Source organism: Halolamina salina, from assembly GCF_054653455.1.
This window is the reverse complement of record NZ_BAAIGE010000002.1, coordinates 678,207-695,647: the sequence shown is the minus strand read 5'-3', so window position 1 is coordinate 695,647 and position 17,441 is coordinate 678,207. Positions and strand designations below refer to the sequence as shown.

16 protein-coding genes are annotated in these 17,441 nt (G+C 70.6%); 8 read left to right on the top strand and 8 right to left on the bottom strand.

Annotation, left to right across the window (positions count from 1 at the left end; all coding sequences use genetic code 11):
* Positions 1 to 40 precede the first annotated feature (40 nt).
* Genes ACYQZ5_RS04185 through ACYQZ5_RS04175 form a run of 3 tightly spaced genes read left to right on the top strand, consistent with a single transcriptional unit; the run spans position 41 to position 3,891 of the window.
* Positions 41 to 1,111 carry an mRNA surveillance protein pelota gene (locus tag ACYQZ5_RS04185; RefSeq protein WP_379732336.1) on the top strand — a complete coding sequence of 357 codons (1,071 nt, stop codon included), beginning with the start codon at positions 41 to 43 and terminating at the stop codon, positions 1,109 to 1,111.
* A 42-nt stretch (positions 1,112 to 1,153) separates the two neighbouring features.
* Positions 1,154 to 3,547 (top strand): penicillin acylase family protein, encoded by a 2,394-nt coding sequence (locus ACYQZ5_RS04180; RefSeq protein ID WP_459845277.1) that lies wholly within the window; start codon positions 1,154 to 1,156, stop codon positions 3,545 to 3,547.
* Positions 3,544 to 3,891 (top strand): hypothetical protein, encoded by a 348-nt coding sequence (locus ACYQZ5_RS04175; protein WP_379731992.1) that lies wholly within the window; start codon positions 3,544 to 3,546, stop codon positions 3,889 to 3,891. Before ACYQZ5_RS04180 ends, ACYQZ5_RS04175 begins: the two co-directional genes overlap by 4 nt.
* Before the next feature lie 22 nt (positions 3,892 to 3,913).
* On the opposite strand, the gene ACYQZ5_RS04170 is transcribed toward ACYQZ5_RS04175, so the two are convergent.
* Entirely contained in the window at positions 3,914 to 4,597 is a 684-nt protein-coding gene (locus ACYQZ5_RS04170) for a hypothetical protein (RefSeq protein ID WP_379731993.1), read from the bottom strand.
* Between the two features lie 105 nt (positions 4,598 to 4,702).
* On the opposite strand from ACYQZ5_RS04170, the gene ACYQZ5_RS04165 reads away from it, so the two are divergent.
* Positions 4,703 to 5,608, top strand: coding sequence for an HFX_2341 family transcriptional regulator (locus ACYQZ5_RS04165; RefSeq protein WP_379731994.1), 906 nt, complete (start codon positions 4,703 to 4,705; stop codon positions 5,606 to 5,608).
* Here ACYQZ5_RS04165 and ACYQZ5_RS04160 read toward each other — a convergent pair.
* From ACYQZ5_RS04160 to ACYQZ5_RS04140, 5 genes are read right to left on the bottom strand one after another with little or no spacing between them, the layout of a single operon-like run.
* The gene (locus ACYQZ5_RS04160) at positions 5,605 to 6,939 is read right to left on the bottom strand and encodes a S8 family serine peptidase (RefSeq protein WP_459845274.1); all 1,335 of its coding nucleotides are present in this window, start codon (positions 6,937 to 6,939) and stop codon (positions 5,605 to 5,607) included. The two genes, ACYQZ5_RS04165 and ACYQZ5_RS04160, sit on opposite strands and share 4 nt — an antisense overlap.
* 25 nt (positions 6,940 to 6,964) lie before the next feature.
* A complete protein-coding gene (locus tag ACYQZ5_RS04155; RefSeq protein ID WP_379818888.1) occupies positions 6,965 to 7,570 on the bottom strand; it encodes an ArsR/SmtB family transcription factor in 606 nt (201 codons plus the stop codon).
* A gap of 57 nt (positions 7,571 to 7,627) precedes the next feature.
* Positions 7,628 to 9,859, bottom strand: coding sequence for a transglutaminase TgpA family protein (locus ACYQZ5_RS04150; RefSeq protein WP_459845272.1), 2,232 nt, complete (start codon positions 9,857 to 9,859; stop codon positions 7,628 to 7,630).
* Positions 9,856 to 10,917, bottom strand: a complete 1,062-nt coding sequence (locus ACYQZ5_RS04145) for a DUF58 domain-containing protein (RefSeq protein ID WP_379818767.1) — start codon at positions 10,915 to 10,917, stop codon at positions 9,856 to 9,858. The genes ACYQZ5_RS04150 and ACYQZ5_RS04145 overlap by 4 nt, the downstream gene beginning before the upstream one ends.
* A complete protein-coding gene (locus ACYQZ5_RS04140; RefSeq protein WP_379732723.1) occupies positions 10,917 to 11,918 on the bottom strand; it encodes an AAA family ATPase in 1,002 nt (333 codons plus the stop codon). Before ACYQZ5_RS04140 ends, ACYQZ5_RS04145 begins: the two co-directional genes overlap by 1 nt.
* A 174-nt stretch (positions 11,919 to 12,092) precedes the next feature.
* Between ACYQZ5_RS04140 and ACYQZ5_RS04135 the strand changes: the two genes are divergently transcribed.
* Genes ACYQZ5_RS04135 through ACYQZ5_RS04120 form a run of 4 tightly spaced genes read left to right on the top strand, consistent with a single transcriptional unit; the run spans position 12,093 to position 15,334 of the window.
* Positions 12,093 to 13,301 carry a threonine synthase gene (locus tag ACYQZ5_RS04135; RefSeq protein ID WP_379818766.1) on the top strand — a complete coding sequence of 403 codons (1,209 nt, stop codon included), beginning with the start codon at positions 12,093 to 12,095 and terminating at the stop codon, positions 13,299 to 13,301.
* Positions 13,302 to 13,359: 58 nt separating this feature from the next.
* On the top strand, positions 13,360 to 14,592 hold the full coding sequence (locus tag ACYQZ5_RS04130; protein WP_379732323.1) for an HD domain-containing protein: 1,233 nt from the start codon (positions 13,360 to 13,362) through the stop codon (positions 14,590 to 14,592).
* Between the two features lie 46 nt (positions 14,593 to 14,638).
* A complete protein-coding gene (locus tag ACYQZ5_RS04125) occupies positions 14,639 to 15,106 on the top strand; it encodes an MOSC domain-containing protein (RefSeq protein ID WP_379732322.1) in 468 nt (155 codons plus the stop codon).
* Positions 15,107 to 15,145: 39 nt separating this feature from the next.
* The gene (locus ACYQZ5_RS04120) at positions 15,146 to 15,334 is read left to right on the top strand and encodes a DUF7987 family protein (RefSeq protein WP_379732321.1); all 189 of its coding nucleotides are present in this window, start codon (positions 15,146 to 15,148) and stop codon (positions 15,332 to 15,334) included.
* A 4-nt stretch (positions 15,335 to 15,338) separates the two neighbouring features.
* Here ACYQZ5_RS04120 and ACYQZ5_RS04115 read toward each other — a convergent pair whose 3' ends face one another.
* Both ACYQZ5_RS04115 and ACYQZ5_RS04110 read right to left on the bottom strand, forming a co-directional pair.
* The gene (locus ACYQZ5_RS04115) at positions 15,339 to 15,608 is read right to left on the bottom strand and encodes a DUF8022 family protein (protein WP_379818764.1); all 270 of its coding nucleotides are present in this window, start codon (positions 15,606 to 15,608) and stop codon (positions 15,339 to 15,341) included.
* The gene (locus tag ACYQZ5_RS04110; RefSeq protein ID WP_379732225.1) at positions 15,605 to 17,149 is read right to left on the bottom strand and encodes an acyl-CoA carboxylase subunit beta; all 1,545 of its coding nucleotides are present in this window, start codon (positions 17,147 to 17,149) and stop codon (positions 15,605 to 15,607) included. The genes ACYQZ5_RS04115 and ACYQZ5_RS04110 overlap by 4 nt, the downstream gene beginning before the upstream one ends.
* Between the last annotated feature and the right edge of the window lie 292 nt (positions 17,150 to 17,441).

Sequence of the window (17,441 nt, the reverse complement as noted above, 5' to 3'; positions counted from 1 at the left end):
GAAGGAAAGAGACGTGACCCCGGGGGCCGGAGTGCTCCCCATGCGAATCGTCCAGCGCGGCCACGGCGCGGAGGGCCGTGACCGGGTGACGCTCGTCCCCGAGACCGTCGACGACCTCTGGCATCTCTCGCACGTCCTCGAGCCGGGGGATCTGGTCGAGGGCGACACCACCCGCCGCATCCAGCGCAACGACGACCAGATGCGCGACACCGGCGGCGAGCGCGAACATCTCCACGTCACCCTCGAGGTCGAGGACGTGGAGTTCGCCCGCTTCGCCAACCGCCTCCGGGTCGGCGGCGTGATCCGTGACTGCTCGATGGAGGACCAGATCGGGCTGCATCACACGATCAACGTCGAGACCCACGAGGAACTCACGATCGAGAAGTACCTCAAGCCCGACCAGCGCGACCGGATCGAGGAGGCCGCCGAGGCCACCGACGCGCCGGACGTGGCGGTCGTCACCGTCGAGGAGGGCGAGGCGTACGTCCACACGGTCCAGCAGTACGGCACCGACGAGTACGTCTCCCTCACGGCGCCGACGGGGAAGGGGGAGTACGCACAGCCGCGGACCACGCTGTTCGAGGAGCTCGGTTCAGCACTCCAGCACGTCGACGCCGAGGCGATCATCGTCGCCGGCCCCGGGTTCACGAAGCGCGACGCGCTGGACTACCTCGAGGAGGAGTACCCCGACGTGGCCGAGAAGGTCGCGACGACCGTCGACACCTCCGCGGCGGGCGACCGCGGCGTCCACGAGGTGCTCAAGCGCGGCGCCGTCGAGGACGTACAGGACCAGACACGGATCGCCCGCGAGAGCGAACTGATCGACGAACTCACCGAGCGCATCTCCACCGGCGAGAAGGCGACCTACGGGATCGAAGAGACCGCCGAGGCCGCCGAGTACGGCGCGGTGGGGACGCTGCTCGTCGTCGACGAGCGCCTGCGAACCGAGCGACAGGACGAGGGCGACTGGGAGCGGGACGCAAACGAGATCATCGAGACCGTCGAGCAGAAAGGCGGCGAGGTGGTGGTGTTCTCCTCGGAGTTCGCGCCGGGCGAGCAGCTATCGAACCTCGGCGGGATCGCGGCGCTGTTGCGGTACCGGATCCAGTAGCGCGGACAAAACTTTACGAGCCTCCCCGCGTTCTATCCGGCAATGGACAGCGAGACGACCCGCCGAGCCCTCCTCTCGGCGGTTCTCGGCGCCGGCGTCGGCGGGATGGCGCTGACGGAGGCCCGGTCGTACTTGGACCGGTTCGCGCCCGGGTCGGGCAGCGTCTGGGGTGCGGCGACGGGAACGGCACCGGACGACCTCGACAGCCCGTACGGCCCCGCGACGGTGCGCTACGACGACTACGGCGTCCCCCACGTCGAGGCCGAGAGCGAGCGGGCGGCGTACTACGCGGTCGGCTACTGTCACGGCGCCGACCGACTCTTTCAGATGGATCTCTACCGCCGGCGGATGGCCGGCCACCTCTCGGAGGTCGTCGGCCCGGCGACGGTCGACAGCGACGCGTTCCACCGGCAGATGGACTTCGAGGCCGCCGCCGAAGCCACGTGGGAGCGCGCCGCGGGCACCGAGACCGGCAACGTGGTCGAGGCGTACGTCGCAGGGGTGAACCGCGCCCGCGAGGTCGAGCCGACGCCGCTGGAGTACGGGCTGCTGGAGTTCGAGCCGCAGCGGTGGACGCCGACGGCGTCGCTGCTCGTCCAGAAACAGATCTCGTGGGGCCTCACCGGCTCGTTCCGGGCGCTCCGGCGCGCGCTGGCCCGCGACCGGCTCGGCGCCGACGCGACCGAGCAACTCTACCCGCGAGTCATGGACCACGAGTCGCCGATCATCCGCGGCGGCGAGGCGTCGTTCGCGACGGTCGGGGGTGACGCCGCGGCCCCCGACCCCGACCTCGTCGACTGGCTCGCCGGGTTCGAGAGCGACCCCGGGATCGGCTCGAACTCCTGGGTCGTCTCGGGCGAGCACACCGCCTCCGGCGACCCGATCGTCGCGAACGACCCCCACCTCCAGCTCTCGGCGCCGCCGATCTGGTACGAGCAGCACGTCGTCGGTCCCGCGTTCGACAGCCGCGGGGTGGCGTTCCCGGGCGTCCCGTTCGTCGTGATCGGGCAGAACCACGCCGGGGCGTGGGGCTTTACGAACGCCGGCGCCGACGTGATCGACTTCTACGCCTACGAGACGGTCGACGACGGCGCCGGCTACGAGTTCGGCGACGGCGTCCGACAGTTCGACAGCCGGACCGAGACGATCGAAGTCGCCGGCGCCGAGAACGTCGATATCGAGGTGAAGCGCTCGGTCCACGGCGCGGTTCTGAGCCAGTACCCCGACGGCGACGGGTTCGAGACCGCCGACGAACTCGGTGTTGCGTGGACGGGGCTGTCGGCGACCCGGACGGTCGAGGCAGTCCGGAAGCTCAATCTCTCCGACGGGCTCGACGACGCCGAGGCGGCGATCCGGAAGTTCGACGAGCCGACCCAGAACTTCGTCTACGCCGACGACTCGGGGGACACCTACTACTGGGTCACGGGCCAGATCCCGATCCGGACCGTCGACGGCGAGCCGGTTCGGGGCACCCGAATCTTCGACGGCTCCGCAGGAGAGGGCGAGTGGGGCGACGGGTACGAGCCCTACGGCGAGTCGTCGTGGGGCGGGTTCGTCCCATACGAGGAGAAGCCGGGCGTCCGGAACCCCGACTACCTCGCCACCGCGAACCAGCGCATCACGAACGATCCCCAACACTACCTTTCGGAGGGGTACGCGCCGCCGTTCCGCGGGCGACGGCTCTACGACCGGCTCGACGCCCGCGCCGAGAGCGAGGCGCCGATGGACGCCGCGTTCCACCGCGATCTCCAGACCGATGTGGTCGATGCCCGCTACGACCTGTTCCGCCCGATCGTCGAGGAAGTAGTCGACGCAGGCGGGACAGCCGACGGCAATCTCGACGCGCCGACCGCGGCGTCGCTGCTCGATTGGGACGGCGAGATGCGCCCCGGCCGCGCCGAGCCGCTGCTGTTCGAGCAGTGGCTCCGGAGCTTCCGCGAGCGGACGTTCGGCGACGATTTCGACGCGGCGGATCTGCCCGAGGGGTTCCCCCGACCGAACTTCTGGGTGCTCGGGACGCTACCCGTCGATAGCGAGTGGTTCGACGGCGACCGCGCGGCGGTCGCGGCCGACGCGATGACGGACGCCCGCGAGCGCATCGACGGCGAGGGGTGGGAGACGTACGGCGACTGGAACCGCGTCCGGTTCGCACATCCCTTCGACCAGTCGTTCCTCAACTACGAGCAACTCCCCACCGCGGGCTCGCCGGGAACGATCCGGAACTTCCACAGCGAGGCGTCGACGGGCGCGAGCTGGCGGATGGTCGCGACGTTCGACGGCGAGTCGGAAGCGGTGCTGCCCGGCGGCAACTCCGGCGACTACTTCTCGGCCCACTACGACGACCAGCTCTCGCTGTGGGCGGACGGCGAGTACAAGCCGATGACTCGGACGCTGCCCGACGGCGTCGATCTGACGTTCACGGAGGGCGAACGATGACCGCCGACTCGCCGGGGGGTGGGCTGACTACCCTCCGGACGGACCGCCGACGCTGGATCGCGGCGACTGCCGGCGCCGTCGTACTGGGACTGGCGCTCTCGCTGTTCCACTGGTCGGGACTCCTCGCGGCCGGCGCGCTGGTCGCGCTGCCACAGCGATCGCTCGGGCGGGGGATCGCCGCCGGGGTCGGGATGGGCGCGCTGATCGTCGTCGGCTTCCTCGCCCAGTTGGCACTCGCGGGGACCCTCGCCCCGGTGCTCGCGATGGGGCAGCCGAGTTGGCTCGCACTGGGCATCGGTCTGTTGCTGCCGGCGTTCGGCTCGCTCCTTCGCGGGGTCGTCTGATCCGTCCGGGGCCCCGAGGGCCTCACTCGGAGTCGTCGAACTGGACCGGGACGATCCCCTCCTCCCGCCACGCCTCGAACTCGGCTCTGAACCAGTCGTCGACCGCCTCGACCGCCGCCTCGGTGGAACAGCAGTAGAAGCCTCGGCCGTCGTGGAACAGAACGACTGCCGCGTCGTCGACCGGGGGTGGGTAGTACACGACAGTGCCCCCCTCCGACCCCTCGATCGTCTCGAAGCTCCGGCTCCGTAGCTCGCCGGACTCCTGTGAGAACATCGAGATCGCCAGCGCCTGTGGGTGGACGCGGTCGATATCGAGGTCGAACCGGTGGACGATCGGGTGGGCGCGCTTGACCGCCTCGACGCTCTCGTACCGATCGTCGTCGGTCGGCCCACTCTCGTAGAACAGGTCGCGAGCGTCCGATTCGTGCCAGATGTACCAGCCGGCGAGTGCGACGACCTCCTCGGGCGAGCAGTCCGAGAGGCGGACGGTCGCGACGTCTGCGTCCTCGAAGCGAGCGGGCAGCCCCGGCGGGGGCGTGATGCTGCTCGCGTACGCTCGTACGTACTCGCTCCACCGCATCACGACCGTCGAGTCGACGCCGTCGCCGCTGACCAGTCGCTCGATCTCGGTGTCCTCGCTGAGCGGCCCCTCTCGTGAGGGGTGTGGCGGCAGGTCGTCGGGGATCGCGTCCGGCTGATACGCCATGTGGGGTGAGTTGCCCACGAATCACCTTAATACTGCGTCGGCTCGGGTGACCCCACGCCCGCGCCGAACTGATCCTTTTTACCGATCCCCGACCCACCCACACCCATGGGCACCCACATCGTCCCGGTCGGTTTCGACTACGACCGGCTGATCGCGCCGCTGATCCGCGACCAGTTCGACGTGGATCGCGTGGTGCTGCTCGAGGGCGCGGTCGGGAGCGAGGCCAACGTCGAGTACTCCCAGAACCTCGCCGGCAAGCTGGAACAAGACTTCCAGAACCTGCTGGGCGCCGAGACCGAACGCGTCGGGCTCTCTGACGTGTACGACTACGACGCCGCCTTCGAGCGGGCGTACGACCTGATCAACGCCCACCTCGACACGGGCAGCGAAGTCTGGGTCAACATCTCCTCGATGCCCCGGCCGGTCAGCTTCGCGTTCGCGACCGCGGCACACTCCATCACGCTCGAACGGCAGGAGGACCGCCACCGCATCCACACGTACTACACCGCCCCCGAGAAGTACCTCGAGACCGAGATGGCCGAGGAGCTACGGGAGACGCGTGACCTGCTCGCCGAGGTCCGCGAGTCGGGCGCCGACGACGGGGAGATCACCGAGCGCTTAGAGAGCATCGAGGGGCTGCTCTCGGAGTTCGACGAGCGGGGGACCACGATCGGCGCCAAGAAGATCGGCGACAACCACATCGTCGAGCTCCCGGTGGCGGCGTTCTCGAGCGTCGAGCCGTTCGAGGAGGTGATCCTGTTCACGCTGGGCGAACACGGCGAGTTCGAGAGCGTGAGCGAGCTCGCGGAGACGCTGGCAGCGGACACGGGCGAGGAGTACACCGACAGCTTCCGGTCGAAAGTGATCTACAACGTCGATCGGCTCGGCCCCGGCGGGAAGGCGTACGTCGAACAGGAGGCACACGGCAACTCCCACCGCACCTCCCTCTCGCGGATCGGCGAGCTCTGGGTGCGGGCTCACGCCGACGACGAGCCAGCCGATCTCTCCTAACTCGCCGTCCCGTTGTACCAGTCCAGCCCGCCGGTGTCGATCTCCGCGGGCGACTCGGACGTGACCGCCGTGACTGCGCCCGCGGCGTCGAGGTAGAGCCGGCCGTCGTCCTGGACGGCGGTGTTGCGGAACACGCGCTGGGCCTCACTGGGCGAGAGGCTCTCGTTCTCCGCGAGCATTAGGGTGAGCGTCCCCGCCACCAGCGGCGCCGCCACGGAGCTACCGTACATCTCGCCCGCCGTGTTCGTCTCGACGGCGCTCGGCGCCGAGATGTCGAGGCGCGGGCCGGTCGAACTGTACGGCTGCGGCTCGCCGGTCACCGCGTCGACGGCGCCGACGGCGATGACGCCCTCGGCGGTCGCCGGCGCGACCATCCCGCCGCCCTCGCTGCTGATGGCGAGTTCGTGGCGGGAGGAGAACAGATCGACGGTGCTGTTGTCGGCGTCGGGACCGCCCCGGACGGCGACGTAGTAGCGCCCCTCGGGGACCGTGGCGTCGATCGCCTCGGTGTGGCTGCCGGCTCCGGTTTCGTTCGTCGCCGACTTGGCGACCAGCGGGTCACCGCCGTTCTCCGCGCGGTAGAGGTAGAGGTCGTAGTCGGCGGCGCCCTCCCAGTAGAGCCGAAGCGAGACGCTGCCGCTGATGTCGCCCTCGCCCAGCGTGTTGTACCGCGTCTCGTTCGCGAACGCGAGCCACCCCTCGTTTCCGGTGCCGGTCCAGTGTCGGTCGGCGTAGTTGCCCGCCGAGGTCACGAAGGCGGTGTCGTTCGCGGCCGCGGCCGCGGCGGCCTCGTTCAGGCGTGCCATCCCCTCGGCGGTCCGGGGGAAGTAGCTCCCGGCGTCGACGACGACGTCGACCTCGCGCTCGCGCAGCCAGGAGACCGCGCGCTCGTAGGCGTCCGGTCCCCCGTCGAGGCCGATGCTCGCGAGGTACAGCTTCGCGTCCGGCGCGGTCCGGGCGACGATCTCGGCGACGGCGGTGTCGTGCGTACCGTCGGCGGTCAGCCCGGGCGACCTGTCCGCGAACGTCCGGCTCGCGGCGACCGAGTCGGCGATCCGCCCGTCGCCGGGGGAGAACTGGCTCCCGATGACGCCGACACGGACCCCCTCGCCGGTGACGCCGGCGTCGTGGACCGCGTCGAACCCGGACAGTGGGTTCGGATCGCGCGTCTCCTCGGTAGGCTCCGGCGACGAGCGGATGGCGTCGGCGAGCGCGTCATTGGGCGGCCCGCGTACCAACTGCTGGCTGCTCGACCCGACGGGGACGGCGAAGGAGACGCTGCTGACGACGACGACGACGACGAACAGTGTCGCTGCCGTACCGACTCTCATGCCGTCATCTCCGGGGGGTTGTTCATCAGTCCGTTCGGCTGTACTGGAGTGCGACCGCCGCGAGCGCGACCAGCCCGCCGGCGAGGAACAGCGCCGCCGGCGGGACGGTGCCGAACAGCGCGTCGGAACTGATCGAGTCGGCGACCCGAGGCCCCGTGGGGCCTGCGATGCCGCCGCCGCCCACGTTCACCGTCGCGTGGACCAGCAGGGTCCCTGCGAGCACCGCGGCTGCGGCGCCGACGTACTGCCGGAGCGAGTCGAGCAGCCCCGACCGCTCCGCCTCGTTCCCGACACAGACCACCAGCGAGTCGTCGACCGGCGCGTACACCTTCATCTCGCGGCCCTTGACCGAGTAGCGCGTCTCGGCGACCTCGACCAGATCGGCCTCCTGTAAGTTGTCGAGGTGGTGGCGGGCGTTCTGCAGCGACGTGTCGACCGCCTCGGCGAGCTCGGAGGCCGTCCGTGGCTCGTCGTGTAGCGCCGTCAGCAGCGATCTGGCGGTCTCGGAGGAGAGCGACCCGATCAGCGGATCGACTTCCTCGTCGTCGAGCCAGAGCAGCCGGGTGCCACCCTCGTCGTCCGCCTCGTCGGCGGCGACGGCGTCGGATTCGGACGGCAACAGACCGGACATGAGTGTGCGTACCACATCCAGTAACTAAACCCTTCGGTAACGACAAGAAGCTCCGAGTCAGCGCGCGCGGCGGAGCCGCCCCAGCAGCGGGGTGCGCTCCGCGACGAGCGCGTCCGCGGCCTCGACCGCCTCGTCGGCGTCGGCGGCGGTCGCGTCGCCGCCGTACCGCGCCCGCTCGTACAACGCCGCCACGCGGTGGACCCGCGTGTCGGTCACGTCGAGGCTGGCGAGGTAGTCGTCGACGGTTTCGCCGGGGCGCCGCGGCCGGTAGCGAGCCCCGAGCAGCGTCTCGATCCGGTCGTACGCCCGCTCCACGTCGGCGACGGGACCGTCCCGTGGCTGGTAGCGCAGCCAGACGAACCGGTAGAGCCGGTCGTCGAGACCGAACCGCCGGCCGGCGGCCACCCCGCCGAACAGGAGCACGAGGCCGTAGCCCACCTCCTCCGGCGTGGGCAGCGCCGGGTCGTCCGAGCCCGCCCCGTCGCCGCCGGCGGTGAAGTTCCCGACGGTGCCGTTGGGAGCGTCCTGTCTGGGCCGGAGGACGTCCTCGAGGCCCTCCGTCGCCGTCACCGCGTCGACGGTGCCGTTGATCGTCTCGGGGGTGGCCGTCGCCGTCGGCGTCGCCGTCCACCCGCCCGGACCGGTCCGGTTGGTGTCGACGCCGTCCTCGCCGCTCTGGCGCGCCTGCGCGATGCGCTGCTCGGCCGCGGACTCGCGGGGCGTGCTCGGCGTCGGATCGAACGCGACCCAGCCGGTCGCCGGGAAGTACACCTCGACCCACGCGTGGGCGTTCAGCCCGCGGACCACCCACTCGTCCTCCCCGACGCGCTCGCCGGGGGTGTAGCCCGTCACCATCCGGGCCGGGATCCCCTGCGTGCGAAGCATCACGGCCATCGTCGTCGCGTAGTAGGTGCAGTAGCCGGCGTCCATCTCGAACAGGAACGCGTCGGCGACGCTCCCCCGCGGGCGCTCGACGTTCAGCGAGTACTCCTTGGTTCGTTCGAGGTACGACTCGATCGCGACGGCGGTGTCGTAGGGGGTGGAGGCGTTCGCCCGGTCGGCGACCGTGGCCGCGCGCTCGCCCACGCGGTCGGGCGTGCTGTCGGGCAGCGAGAGGTACCGCTGTTCGATCCTCTCGGGATAGTCGGTGCCGGCCATCCGGAGGTCCCGAGTCGTGTACACCGGGCGCTGGCTGACGACCTTGTAGGACTCCCCCTCGGCGATCGGCGCCGCCGCGCGGAGGCCGCCCTCGGCGGTCACCTGCGTCGCCCGCTCGACGGTCCCATCGACCGTGACTGGCTTCCAGATCGCGGGCATGGAGTTCATCGTCGTCTCGGCGGTGATCGTCTGTTCGACCCCGATTGTCGGGCCGGGCGGGCTGTCGAGGCGGCCGTCGTAGCTGCGCGCCTCGCCGCTCCGGACCCACGAGCCGCCGGTGTAGCGGTCGTAGGCACCGACGCGCCAGTACCCCCGGCGCTCGGACTCGACGGAGAACCGCACCTCGGGCGAGAGCCGGATCGCGCCAACGATCCCGACGTTGTCGGCGTTGTCGACGACGTTGCCTTCGAGCGTCGGCGTCGCGCTGCCGCCGAGGACGGGGCCGCCGGCCCCGCCCGGGACCAGCGAGACAGTCGAGGAGAGCACGATCATCACCGTCACCACCAGCACAACCGTGTCCCAGTGGAGCGCGATCGCCCGCCGGGGGGAGAGCTCGCCGAACCCCACCGCGACCGCCGCGCCGACGACGCCCGCCAGCGTAGTGAGGAAGCCGGCGTCGCCCGTGAGCACGAACAGCCCGAGCGCGCTGCCGCCGACCGCGGCGCTCAGGGGGTAGTTCCCCCGGAGCGCGAGCAGCCACGAGCCCAAAAGCGGCGCGGGCAGCACCGCGAGCGCCCAGATCTCCGCCTGAACCAGCCGGAACACAGAGAGCCCGCTGAGCAGCGCCGCGAGGTCGGTCAGTACGGCGCCGGCGTCGATCAGCGCGCGCTGGCTCGCGGGGATCGAGAAGTAGTACGCCGCCATTCCGGCGAGCAGCGCCGCCGCGCTCCCCACCAGCGCCGTCCGGGTGTCGACGCGGCCGGCCAGCACCGCGCCGAGCGCGAGCACGACGCCGACCTCGAGGAGCAACGCCCCCGTGCCGCCGACTACGTCGGTGACGTGGAACAGCACCCGGAGGTACGACGCCGTGAGGACGGCGAACCCGAGCATCCCCGGGGAGAGGATCGCCGACCGGAGCGACCAGTCCGTTCCGGTCGCGAACCCCGACCCGCGGCCGGGGGCGGTCGTCACGCTTCCACCTCCGGGGCCGGCGTCGTGTCGCCCGTCGTCCGTGCCTCCACCATCTCCGAGAACTGGTGGCGGCGCCCGCGCACCTCGACGGTCGCGTCGTCGGCCCGGCCCTTGATCACCACGTCGGCGTCGGGGTTAGGCACCGGCCCGGAGTCGACCACCGCGAGCGTCCGGAGCATCGCCCCCTGTCCGCCGTACTCGGGGCCGACCCGAAGCTCCCCGCGCGGGAGCGAGAGCTCGACCGGGACGCCGTCTGCCACCAGCGGGAGCACCACGCTGGCGGTCGCCTCGGCCATCGCGTCGGCGCCCTCGGCGTTCGCGCCGGCGGCGACGGTCACCGACGCCACGTCAGTGTCGGCGGCGAACTCCGTGACGATCAGTTCGTCGCGCTTGGCCGTGGTCTTCCAGTGGATGTCCCGCAGCGGGTCGCCCGGGACGTACTCACGGAGCTCCTCGAACTCGCCGCGTTGGTCGCTCCGGCTGTACTCCTGCAGCCGCCCCAGCGACCGCCGCCCGACGACGCCGAGCCGCCGGACCCGCGGGAAGACGATCGTCGTCTCCGTCCCCCGGAGTTCGGTTTCGCGGGCGTGGAGGCCGAACGCGTCGGTCGCGGTCACCGTCAGCGGGCCGAGCGTGTGCTGGCCGCGCTGTCGGTACTCCACCTCGTACTCGATCGGCTCGGCGCCGACGGCCGTCTCGAACGTGATCTCGGCGTCGCCGTCGGGGCGCTCCCGGACCGTCGCGTTCTCCGAGGTGACCGGCCACAGCCCCTCGCCGACGCGCTCGGTCACGTCGCCGAGGAACGGCCGGGAGATCGAGTCGCCGTCGCGAGTGCGGAAGGAGAGTTCCGCCGTCCGTGTCTCGCCGGCGTGGGCGTTCTCCGGCGGCGTGCGGTCGACGGCGACGGCGGGGACGAATCGGACCTGCAGGTAGCCGGCAACCAGCGCGACGGCCGCGGGGGCGACGACCGCGTTGAGCGCGCGGGCGCCGAAAATCCCCGCGAGCAGCAGCGCCAGCCCCGCGACCCCGGCGACGGCACGGCCACGGCGCGTGAGCATCACTCCACGGGGACGGTCGAGAGCGCCGAGGCGACCACGTCCTCGCCGGTCTCGCTGCCCGTTCGCGGCCGGATGCGGTGGGCGAACACCGTCCGGGCCTCCGCCTGTACGTCCTCGGGAGTGACGTAGTCGCGCCCGTCGAGCAGCGCCCGGACCTGCGAGGTGCGGGCCAGCGCGATGCTCCCCCGGGGGCTGACGCCGAGTTGGGCCTCGTTCCGGGTGTGTTCGGCCAGCCGGCTGATGTAGCTCCGGACCGGCTCGCGCAGCGTCACCTGACTCGCCGTCTCGCGGGCGCGCCGAAGCTGCTTGCCGTCGGTGACGGGCTCTAACTCCTCGATCGGGTGGTGGCCGGCGGTGCGGCCGATGATCTCGGCCTCCTGCTCGCCGTCGGGGTAGCCCAGCCGGAGCTTCTTCGCGAAGCGGTCGACCTCGGCCATCGGGAGCTCGTAGGTGCGGCCGGTCTCCACGTCGTTCTGGGTCGCGATCACGACGAACGGCTCGGGGAGGCTCCGGGTGTCGCCGTCGACTGTCACCTGTCGCTCCTCCATCGCCTCGAGCAGCGAGCTCTGGGTCTTCGGCGGCGCGCGGTTGATCTCGTCGGCCAGCACCACGTTCGCGAACACCGGCCCGGGCTGGAACTCGAACTCCTGGGTCTTCTGGTTGAACACGTTCACGCCCGTCACGTCGGAGGGCAGCAGGTCGGGCGTGAACTGGACGCGGCGGAACGAGGCGTCGACGGAGGTCGCGACCGAGCGCGCGAGCATCGTCTTCCCGGTCCCGGGCACGTCCTCCAGCAGGACGTGGCCGCGGGCCAGCGTCGCGACGAGGATGTGCTCGATGGCGTCACGCTTGCCGACGATGACGCGCTCGACGTTGTCGACGATCTCGTCGATCAGGTCGGCCGCCGCGTCGACCGATAGCGGGTCCAGCGTCGACGGGCCGGCGTCGCCGCCGGTCTCGACGGCCGCGTCGCCGCCGTCGGACCGAGCGTCGTCGGTCATCGTCGCGGACCACCTCCGGGAACGTCCGTGCGGGGAGCGGGACGGTACACGAGGGGAGTGTGTGGCTGTGTCTACCTAACTCTGCCGCCAGCGGCGGAGTCCGGGGTCGCCGGCCCGCGCGTGTGCCTTGCCGGATCGGACAACCCATTAGCCGTGGGACTCACACCGTCGGCCATGGAGACCACCGACGCGTTCGCCGGGCTCGACTGCATCGACTGCGGGGAGCGGTTCGACGCCGAGACCGCGACCCACCGCTGCCCGGACTGCGGCGGCATCCTCGACCCGGCGTACGACTACGACGAGATCGACGTGTCCCGAGAGACGTTCGAGGGGGAGCGCTTCGACTCGCTGTGGCGCTACGACGCGCTGCTGCCGTTCCCCCGCGAGGTCGCCGTCTCGATCGGCGAGGGGGCAACGCCGCTGGTCGAGTGCCCGACGCTCGCCGACGCGATGGGCGTCGGCGAGGTGTACATCAAAGACGAGGGGCACAACCCCACCGGGACGTTCAAGGACCGCGGGCAGACCGGCGCGGTGACCGCCGCCGCCCAGCACGGCGCCGATACGATCGCGCTCAACACCGCCGGCAACGCCGGGCAGGCCGCCGCGGCGTACGCGGCCCGCGCGGGGATGGACGCCCACGTCTGGCTGGCCGAGCGCGCGGGCTACACGCAGAAGGCGATGGTGGAGGTTCACGGCGGTGAACTCCACGTCGTCGAGGGGGAGATCACCGACGCCGGCGCCGCCTACAGCGAGCGCATGGACGAGGAGGACTGGTACTCCACCAAGACGTTCGTCACCCCCTACCGCCACGAGACGAAGAAGACGATGCTGTACGAGACGGTCGAACAGCTCGACTGGGACGTGCCGGACGCGGTCGTCTACCCGACCGGCGGCGGCGTCGGCCTCGTCGGGATGCACAAGGGCGCGAAGGAGTTCCGCGACTTCGACCTGATCGACGAACTGCCGGGGATGTACGCCGCACAGGCCGCCGGCTGCGCCCCCGTCGTCGAAGCGTGGGAGCAGGGCAAGTCGATCCACGAGGCGTGGGGCGACGAGAACATCTCCACGGTGCTCAACGGCATCGCGGTCCCCGATCCGGGCGCGAGCCCGCTGATCCTCGACGCGCTGGCGGAGAGCGGCGGTGGCGCCGTCGCCGCCAGCGACGAGGCGATCCTCGACGCCGCAGTCCAGATCGCACAGACCGAGGGCGTGGAGATGGGCGCGACCTGTGCGGCCGCGGCCGCTGGGGCGTTCAGTCTCGCCGAGGAGGGTGAACTCGGCGAGGACGACACGGTCGTCCTGCTGAACACCGGCGCCGGCAACAAGGACGTTGACACGCTGCGCAGCCACCTCGGCGAGCGGGAGTTCGAGAGCGGGGAGTAACGTCCGACACCGTCGAAATCTGCGGCCCTTTTTACCGGATGCCGCCGAAACCCGGCGTATGACCACGATCAAGGACTCCGTCCACGACCACATCGAGGTGGAGGGGGTCGCCGCCGACCTGCTGGACACCCCCGCAGTCCAGCGGCTCCGTCACATCAAGCAGTTGGGGACGGTGCAGTTGGCGTATCCCTCCGCGAACCACACGCGCTTCGAGCACTCGCTCGGCGTCTACCACCTCGCCGAGCAGGCGCTCGACCAGCTGGGCGTCGACGGCATTGACGCCGAACGCGTCCGGGCGGCGGCGATGCTCCACGACGTCGGGCACGGCCCGTTCTCGCACAACATCGAGTCGCTGACCCACCGCGAGACGGGGAAGTACCACGACGACGTGGACGAGCTGCTCACCGAGGGGCAGGTCGGCGACGTGCTCCGGGCAAACGGGCTTGACCCCTCCCGGGTCGCGGGGCTGGTCGCCGGCGAGGGGAAGTTCGGCCAGCTCGTCTCCGGCGAACTGGACGTCGACCGGATGGACTACCTCGTCCGGGACGCCCACCACACCGGCGTTCCCTACGGCACGATCGACCCCGGGCGGCTCGTCCGGGCGCTGCGGTTCGTCGACGGCGAGCTCGTGCTCGCGCCGGGCAACGTCCAGAGCGCGGAGTCGCTGCTGGTCGCCCGGGCGCTGATGAACCCCACCGTCTACTCCCACCACGTCGCCCGGATCAGCAAGGCGATGCTGCGGCAGGCCTCCGAGCGCCTGCTCCGGAGCGACCCCGACCTGACCGCCGAGGAGCTCCGGCGTATGGACGACCACGGCCTCATCGTCGCGCTCCGGCTCTGTGAGGAGACGGCGGCGTTCGCCCGCCGCTACGCCGAGCGCGACCTGTTCAAGCGCGCGGTGTGGGCCGAACTGGGCGGCGTCCCCGACTGGCTGCTGGACGCGGGCCACGAGGAGACCCGAGAGCTGGAGGCCGAGATCGCCGCGGCCTGTGACCTCGATCCGCGGGAGGTGATCCTCGACGTGCCCAGCGAGCCGTCGATGCGGGAGTCCACCAGCCGCGTGATGGTCGGCGACGAGATCCGCGAACTCGGCCGGCAGTCGCCGCTGGTGAAGGCGCTCCGGACCGCCCAGTACCAGCAGTGGCGGCTGGGCGTCTACACGGTGCCCGAGGCGACCGAGCGCGTGGGCCACGAGGCGGTCGACCGCCTCCAACTCGACGTGGACGGCGCACTGGTAAGCGAACGCCGCGGCCGGCCGGCGACGCTCGACGAGTTCGCCGGCGCGGAGTAGCCACCGCCATCCTCGCACTTATTGGTGGCCGCACCGACTCCTGACCGTGACTGGAACCGTCGAACGCATCCACGTCGCCGGCGAGGCGGGCGCCCCGCCCGAGCCGCGGGAGTCCGTCGAGGCGGTCGTGGGCAAGGGGCTGACCGGCGATCGCTACTTCGAGAACGAGGGGACGTTCTCGACCGACGACGAGGAGCGGACCCGGGACCTGACGCTGATCGAGGCCGAGGCGATCGAGCAGGCGGAAGCCGACTACGACGTGTCGTTCGAGCCGGGGGTCCACCGCCGGAACCTCACCGTCCGCGGCGTGGGGCTGAACCGCCTGTTGGGCGAGCAGTTCCGCGTCGGCGACGCCGTCGTCGAAGGGACCGAGCTCTGTGAGCCCTGTACGTACCTCGAACGGAAGCTGGAGGAGAAAGGGGTTCGGGAGGCGCTGGTCCACCGCGGCGGCCTGCGGTGTGAGATCGTCGAGGGCGGCGAGATCGCCGTCGGCGACGACGTGCTGACCGAGTAGAACCGACGCGTTCAGGACGCCGCCGCCCCCAGCGACGGCATGAGCGACCCCGAAGAGCTCGACTTCGACCGCGAGATCAAGGTCCGGCTGGCGTTCGCCGTCGTCGCCGCCGTGCTGGGTATCGGCGTCGCGACGTTCACCAACGTCTCCGAGTGGATCGCGTTCGGGATCGTCGTCGTGTTGGGGATCGTCGCGCCGCGGACGTACCTCTACTTCTCCGACGAGTAACGCCTCAGAGCCGCTCGGACCGGCCGGCGGCGCTCCAAGCGTCCGTCGGCGTCCCGTCGCGCACTCTGACGGTCCGGCGCTGTGTCGACTCGACGCGGCCCGCGAACCCCCAGCGGTTGCCCTGCCAGCTCTCGGTCTCGCTCTGGGCCGCCTCCGCCGCGGCCGCCGCCTCGCTGTCCCGGATGTGGGCGCCGACCGCGGCGGCGATGGCCGCCGCTTCGGCGTCGTCGGCGTCGTCGGGCAGGTCGAGGCGCTCGACGAGCGAGTCAGTCATATCGGGATGTTACCGTGTTTCTTCTGGGGCGTCTGCTCGCGCTTGCCCTGCAGCATTTCGAGGTCGGAGATCAGCCGCTCGCGGGTCTCCGGCGGCTCGATCACGTCGTCGATGTAGCCGCGGTCGGCGGCGGTGTAGGGGTTGGCGAACTCCTCGCGGTACTCGTCGATGAGCTCCTGTCGCCGGGCCTCCACGTCGTCGGCCTCTTCCAGTTCGTCGCTGTAGAGGATGTCCACCGCGCCCTCCGGCCCCATCACCGCGATCTCGGCGGTCGGCCACGCGTAGTTCACGTCGGCGCCCACGTGGCTCGAGGCCATCACGTCGTACGCGCCGCCGTAGGCCTTCCGCGTGATGACGGTGAGCAGCGGCACCGACGCCTCGCAGTAGGCGTACAGCAGCTTGGCGCCGTGGCGGATGATCCCGTTGTGCTCCTGATCGGTGCCGGGCATGAAGCCGGGCACGTCGACGAACGTCAGGACGGGGACGTTGAACGCGTCGCAGGTGCGGATGAACCGCGCGCCCTTCTCGCTGGCCTCGATGTCGAGCGTGCCGGCGTTGACGCGGGGCTGGTTCGCGAGCACGCCCACGGAGCGGCCGTCCATCCGGGCGAAGCCGACAACGAGATTCTTCGCGAACTCGGACTGTACCTCGAAGAACGAGCCCTCGTCGACGACCGACTCCAGCACGTCGTGCATGTCGTAGGGCTTGCGCGGCTGGTCGGGGACGACCGAGTTCAGCGACTCGTCGGCGCGCTCGGGGTCGTCCCATGGCTCGACCCGCGGGGGGTCCTCGACGTTGTTCTGCGGGAGGTAGGAGAGCAGCCGCCGGATGTCGTCGAGCGCGTCCTCCTCGCTCTCCTCGGCGAAGTGAGCGACGCCGGAGGTGGAGGCGTGGGTGACCGCGCCGCCGAGTTCCTCGAAGCTCACCTCCTCGCCGGTGACCGTCTTCACCACGTCGGGACCGGTGATGAACATGTGGCTGGTGTCTTTCACCATGAACGTGAAGTCGGTCATGGCGGGGGAGTACACCGCGCCGCCCGCGCAGGGACCCATGATCGCGGAGATCTGCGGGACGACGCCGGAGGCCTCCTGATTGCGCCGGAAGATCTCGGCGTAGCCGCCCAGCGCGTCGACGCCCTCCTGAATCCGGGCACCGGCGGAGTCGTTGAGGCCGACGACGGGCGCGCCGACCTGCGTGGCCTTGTCCATCACCTTCGTCACCTTCTCGGCGAACACCTCGCCGAGCGAGCCGCCGAAGACGGTGAAGTCGTGGGCGAAGACGAACACCTTCCGGCCGTCGACCTCGCCGTAGCCCGTGACGACGCCGTCGCCGTACACCTGTTTCTCCTCCATCCCGAACTTGTGGTTGCGGTGGGTTCGGAACTGGTCGAACTCCGTGAACGTGCCGTCGTCGAGGAAGTAGTCGATCCGCTCGCGGGCGGTCATCTTCCCCTTCTCGTGCTGGCGCTCGATGCGCTCCTCGCCGCCGCCCTTCAGGGCTTCCTCGCGGCGTTCGCGGAGTTCCTCGATGCGGTCCTCCATCGTCACTGTGGACCACCTGCGGTCATTGTGCGCAACGTCGCCGAGGCAGCGCAAAAGGATTCCGAACGAGAGAGGGAGAGCGTCGCGGAGGTGTGTCGACAAGTCTCTGCGAGAGCGGGGCTGGAAAACGTCGACCGGAAGGAAGTCGAGAAGCCGCTCGAAGGAGCGATAAGCCGGGAACGAGGCCCGTAAAACGGCTTTCTGCCAGCACTTTCTCCAAACAAATTAGGAATGTTGACATATCAGAGGCGACCTGACGTACGCTCAGAGTTGGGCTGCGGGAAGTCAGATA

Bases quoted from the DNA above. Each gene is read 5' to 3' on its own strand.
- ACYQZ5_RS04185 (WP_379732336.1), top strand. From the start codon at position 41: ATGCGAATCGTCCAGCGCGGCCACGGCGCGGAGGGCCGTGACCGGGTG.
- ACYQZ5_RS04180 (WP_459845277.1), top strand. From the start codon at position 1,154: ATGGACAGCGAGACGACCCGCCGAGCCCTCCTCTCGGCGGTTCTCGGC.
- ACYQZ5_RS04175 (WP_379731992.1), top strand. From the start codon at position 3,544: ATGACCGCCGACTCGCCGGGGGGTGGGCTGACTACCCTCCGGACGGAC.
- ACYQZ5_RS04170 (WP_379731993.1), bottom strand. From the start codon at position 4,597: ATGGCGTATCAGCCGGACGCGATCCCCGACGACCTGCCGCCACACCCC.
- ACYQZ5_RS04165 (WP_379731994.1), top strand. From the start codon at position 4,703: ATGGGCACCCACATCGTCCCGGTCGGTTTCGACTACGACCGGCTGATC.
- ACYQZ5_RS04160 (WP_459845274.1), bottom strand. From the start codon at position 6,939: ATGAGAGTCGGTACGGCAGCGACACTGTTCGTCGTCGTCGTCGTCGTC.
- ACYQZ5_RS04155 (WP_379818888.1), bottom strand. From the start codon at position 7,570: ATGTCCGGTCTGTTGCCGTCCGAATCCGACGCCGTCGCCGCCGACGAG.
- ACYQZ5_RS04145 (WP_379818767.1), bottom strand. From the start codon at position 10,917: ATGCTCACGCGCCGTGGCCGTGCCGTCGCCGGGGTCGCGGGGCTGGCG.
- ACYQZ5_RS04140 (WP_379732723.1), bottom strand. From the start codon at position 11,918: ATGACCGACGACGCTCGGTCCGACGGCGGCGACGCGGCCGTCGAGACC.
- ACYQZ5_RS04135 (WP_379818766.1), top strand. From the start codon at position 12,093: ATGGAGACCACCGACGCGTTCGCCGGGCTCGACTGCATCGACTGCGGG.
- ACYQZ5_RS04130 (WP_379732323.1), top strand. From the start codon at position 13,360: ATGACCACGATCAAGGACTCCGTCCACGACCACATCGAGGTGGAGGGG.
- ACYQZ5_RS04120 (WP_379732321.1), top strand. From the start codon at position 15,146: ATGAGCGACCCCGAAGAGCTCGACTTCGACCGCGAGATCAAGGTCCGG.
- ACYQZ5_RS04115 (WP_379818764.1), bottom strand. From the start codon at position 15,608: ATGACTGACTCGCTCGTCGAGCGCCTCGACCTGCCCGACGACGCCGAC.
- ACYQZ5_RS04110 (WP_379732225.1), bottom strand. From the start codon at position 17,149: ATGGAGGACCGCATCGAGGAACTCCGCGAACGCCGCGAGGAAGCCCTG.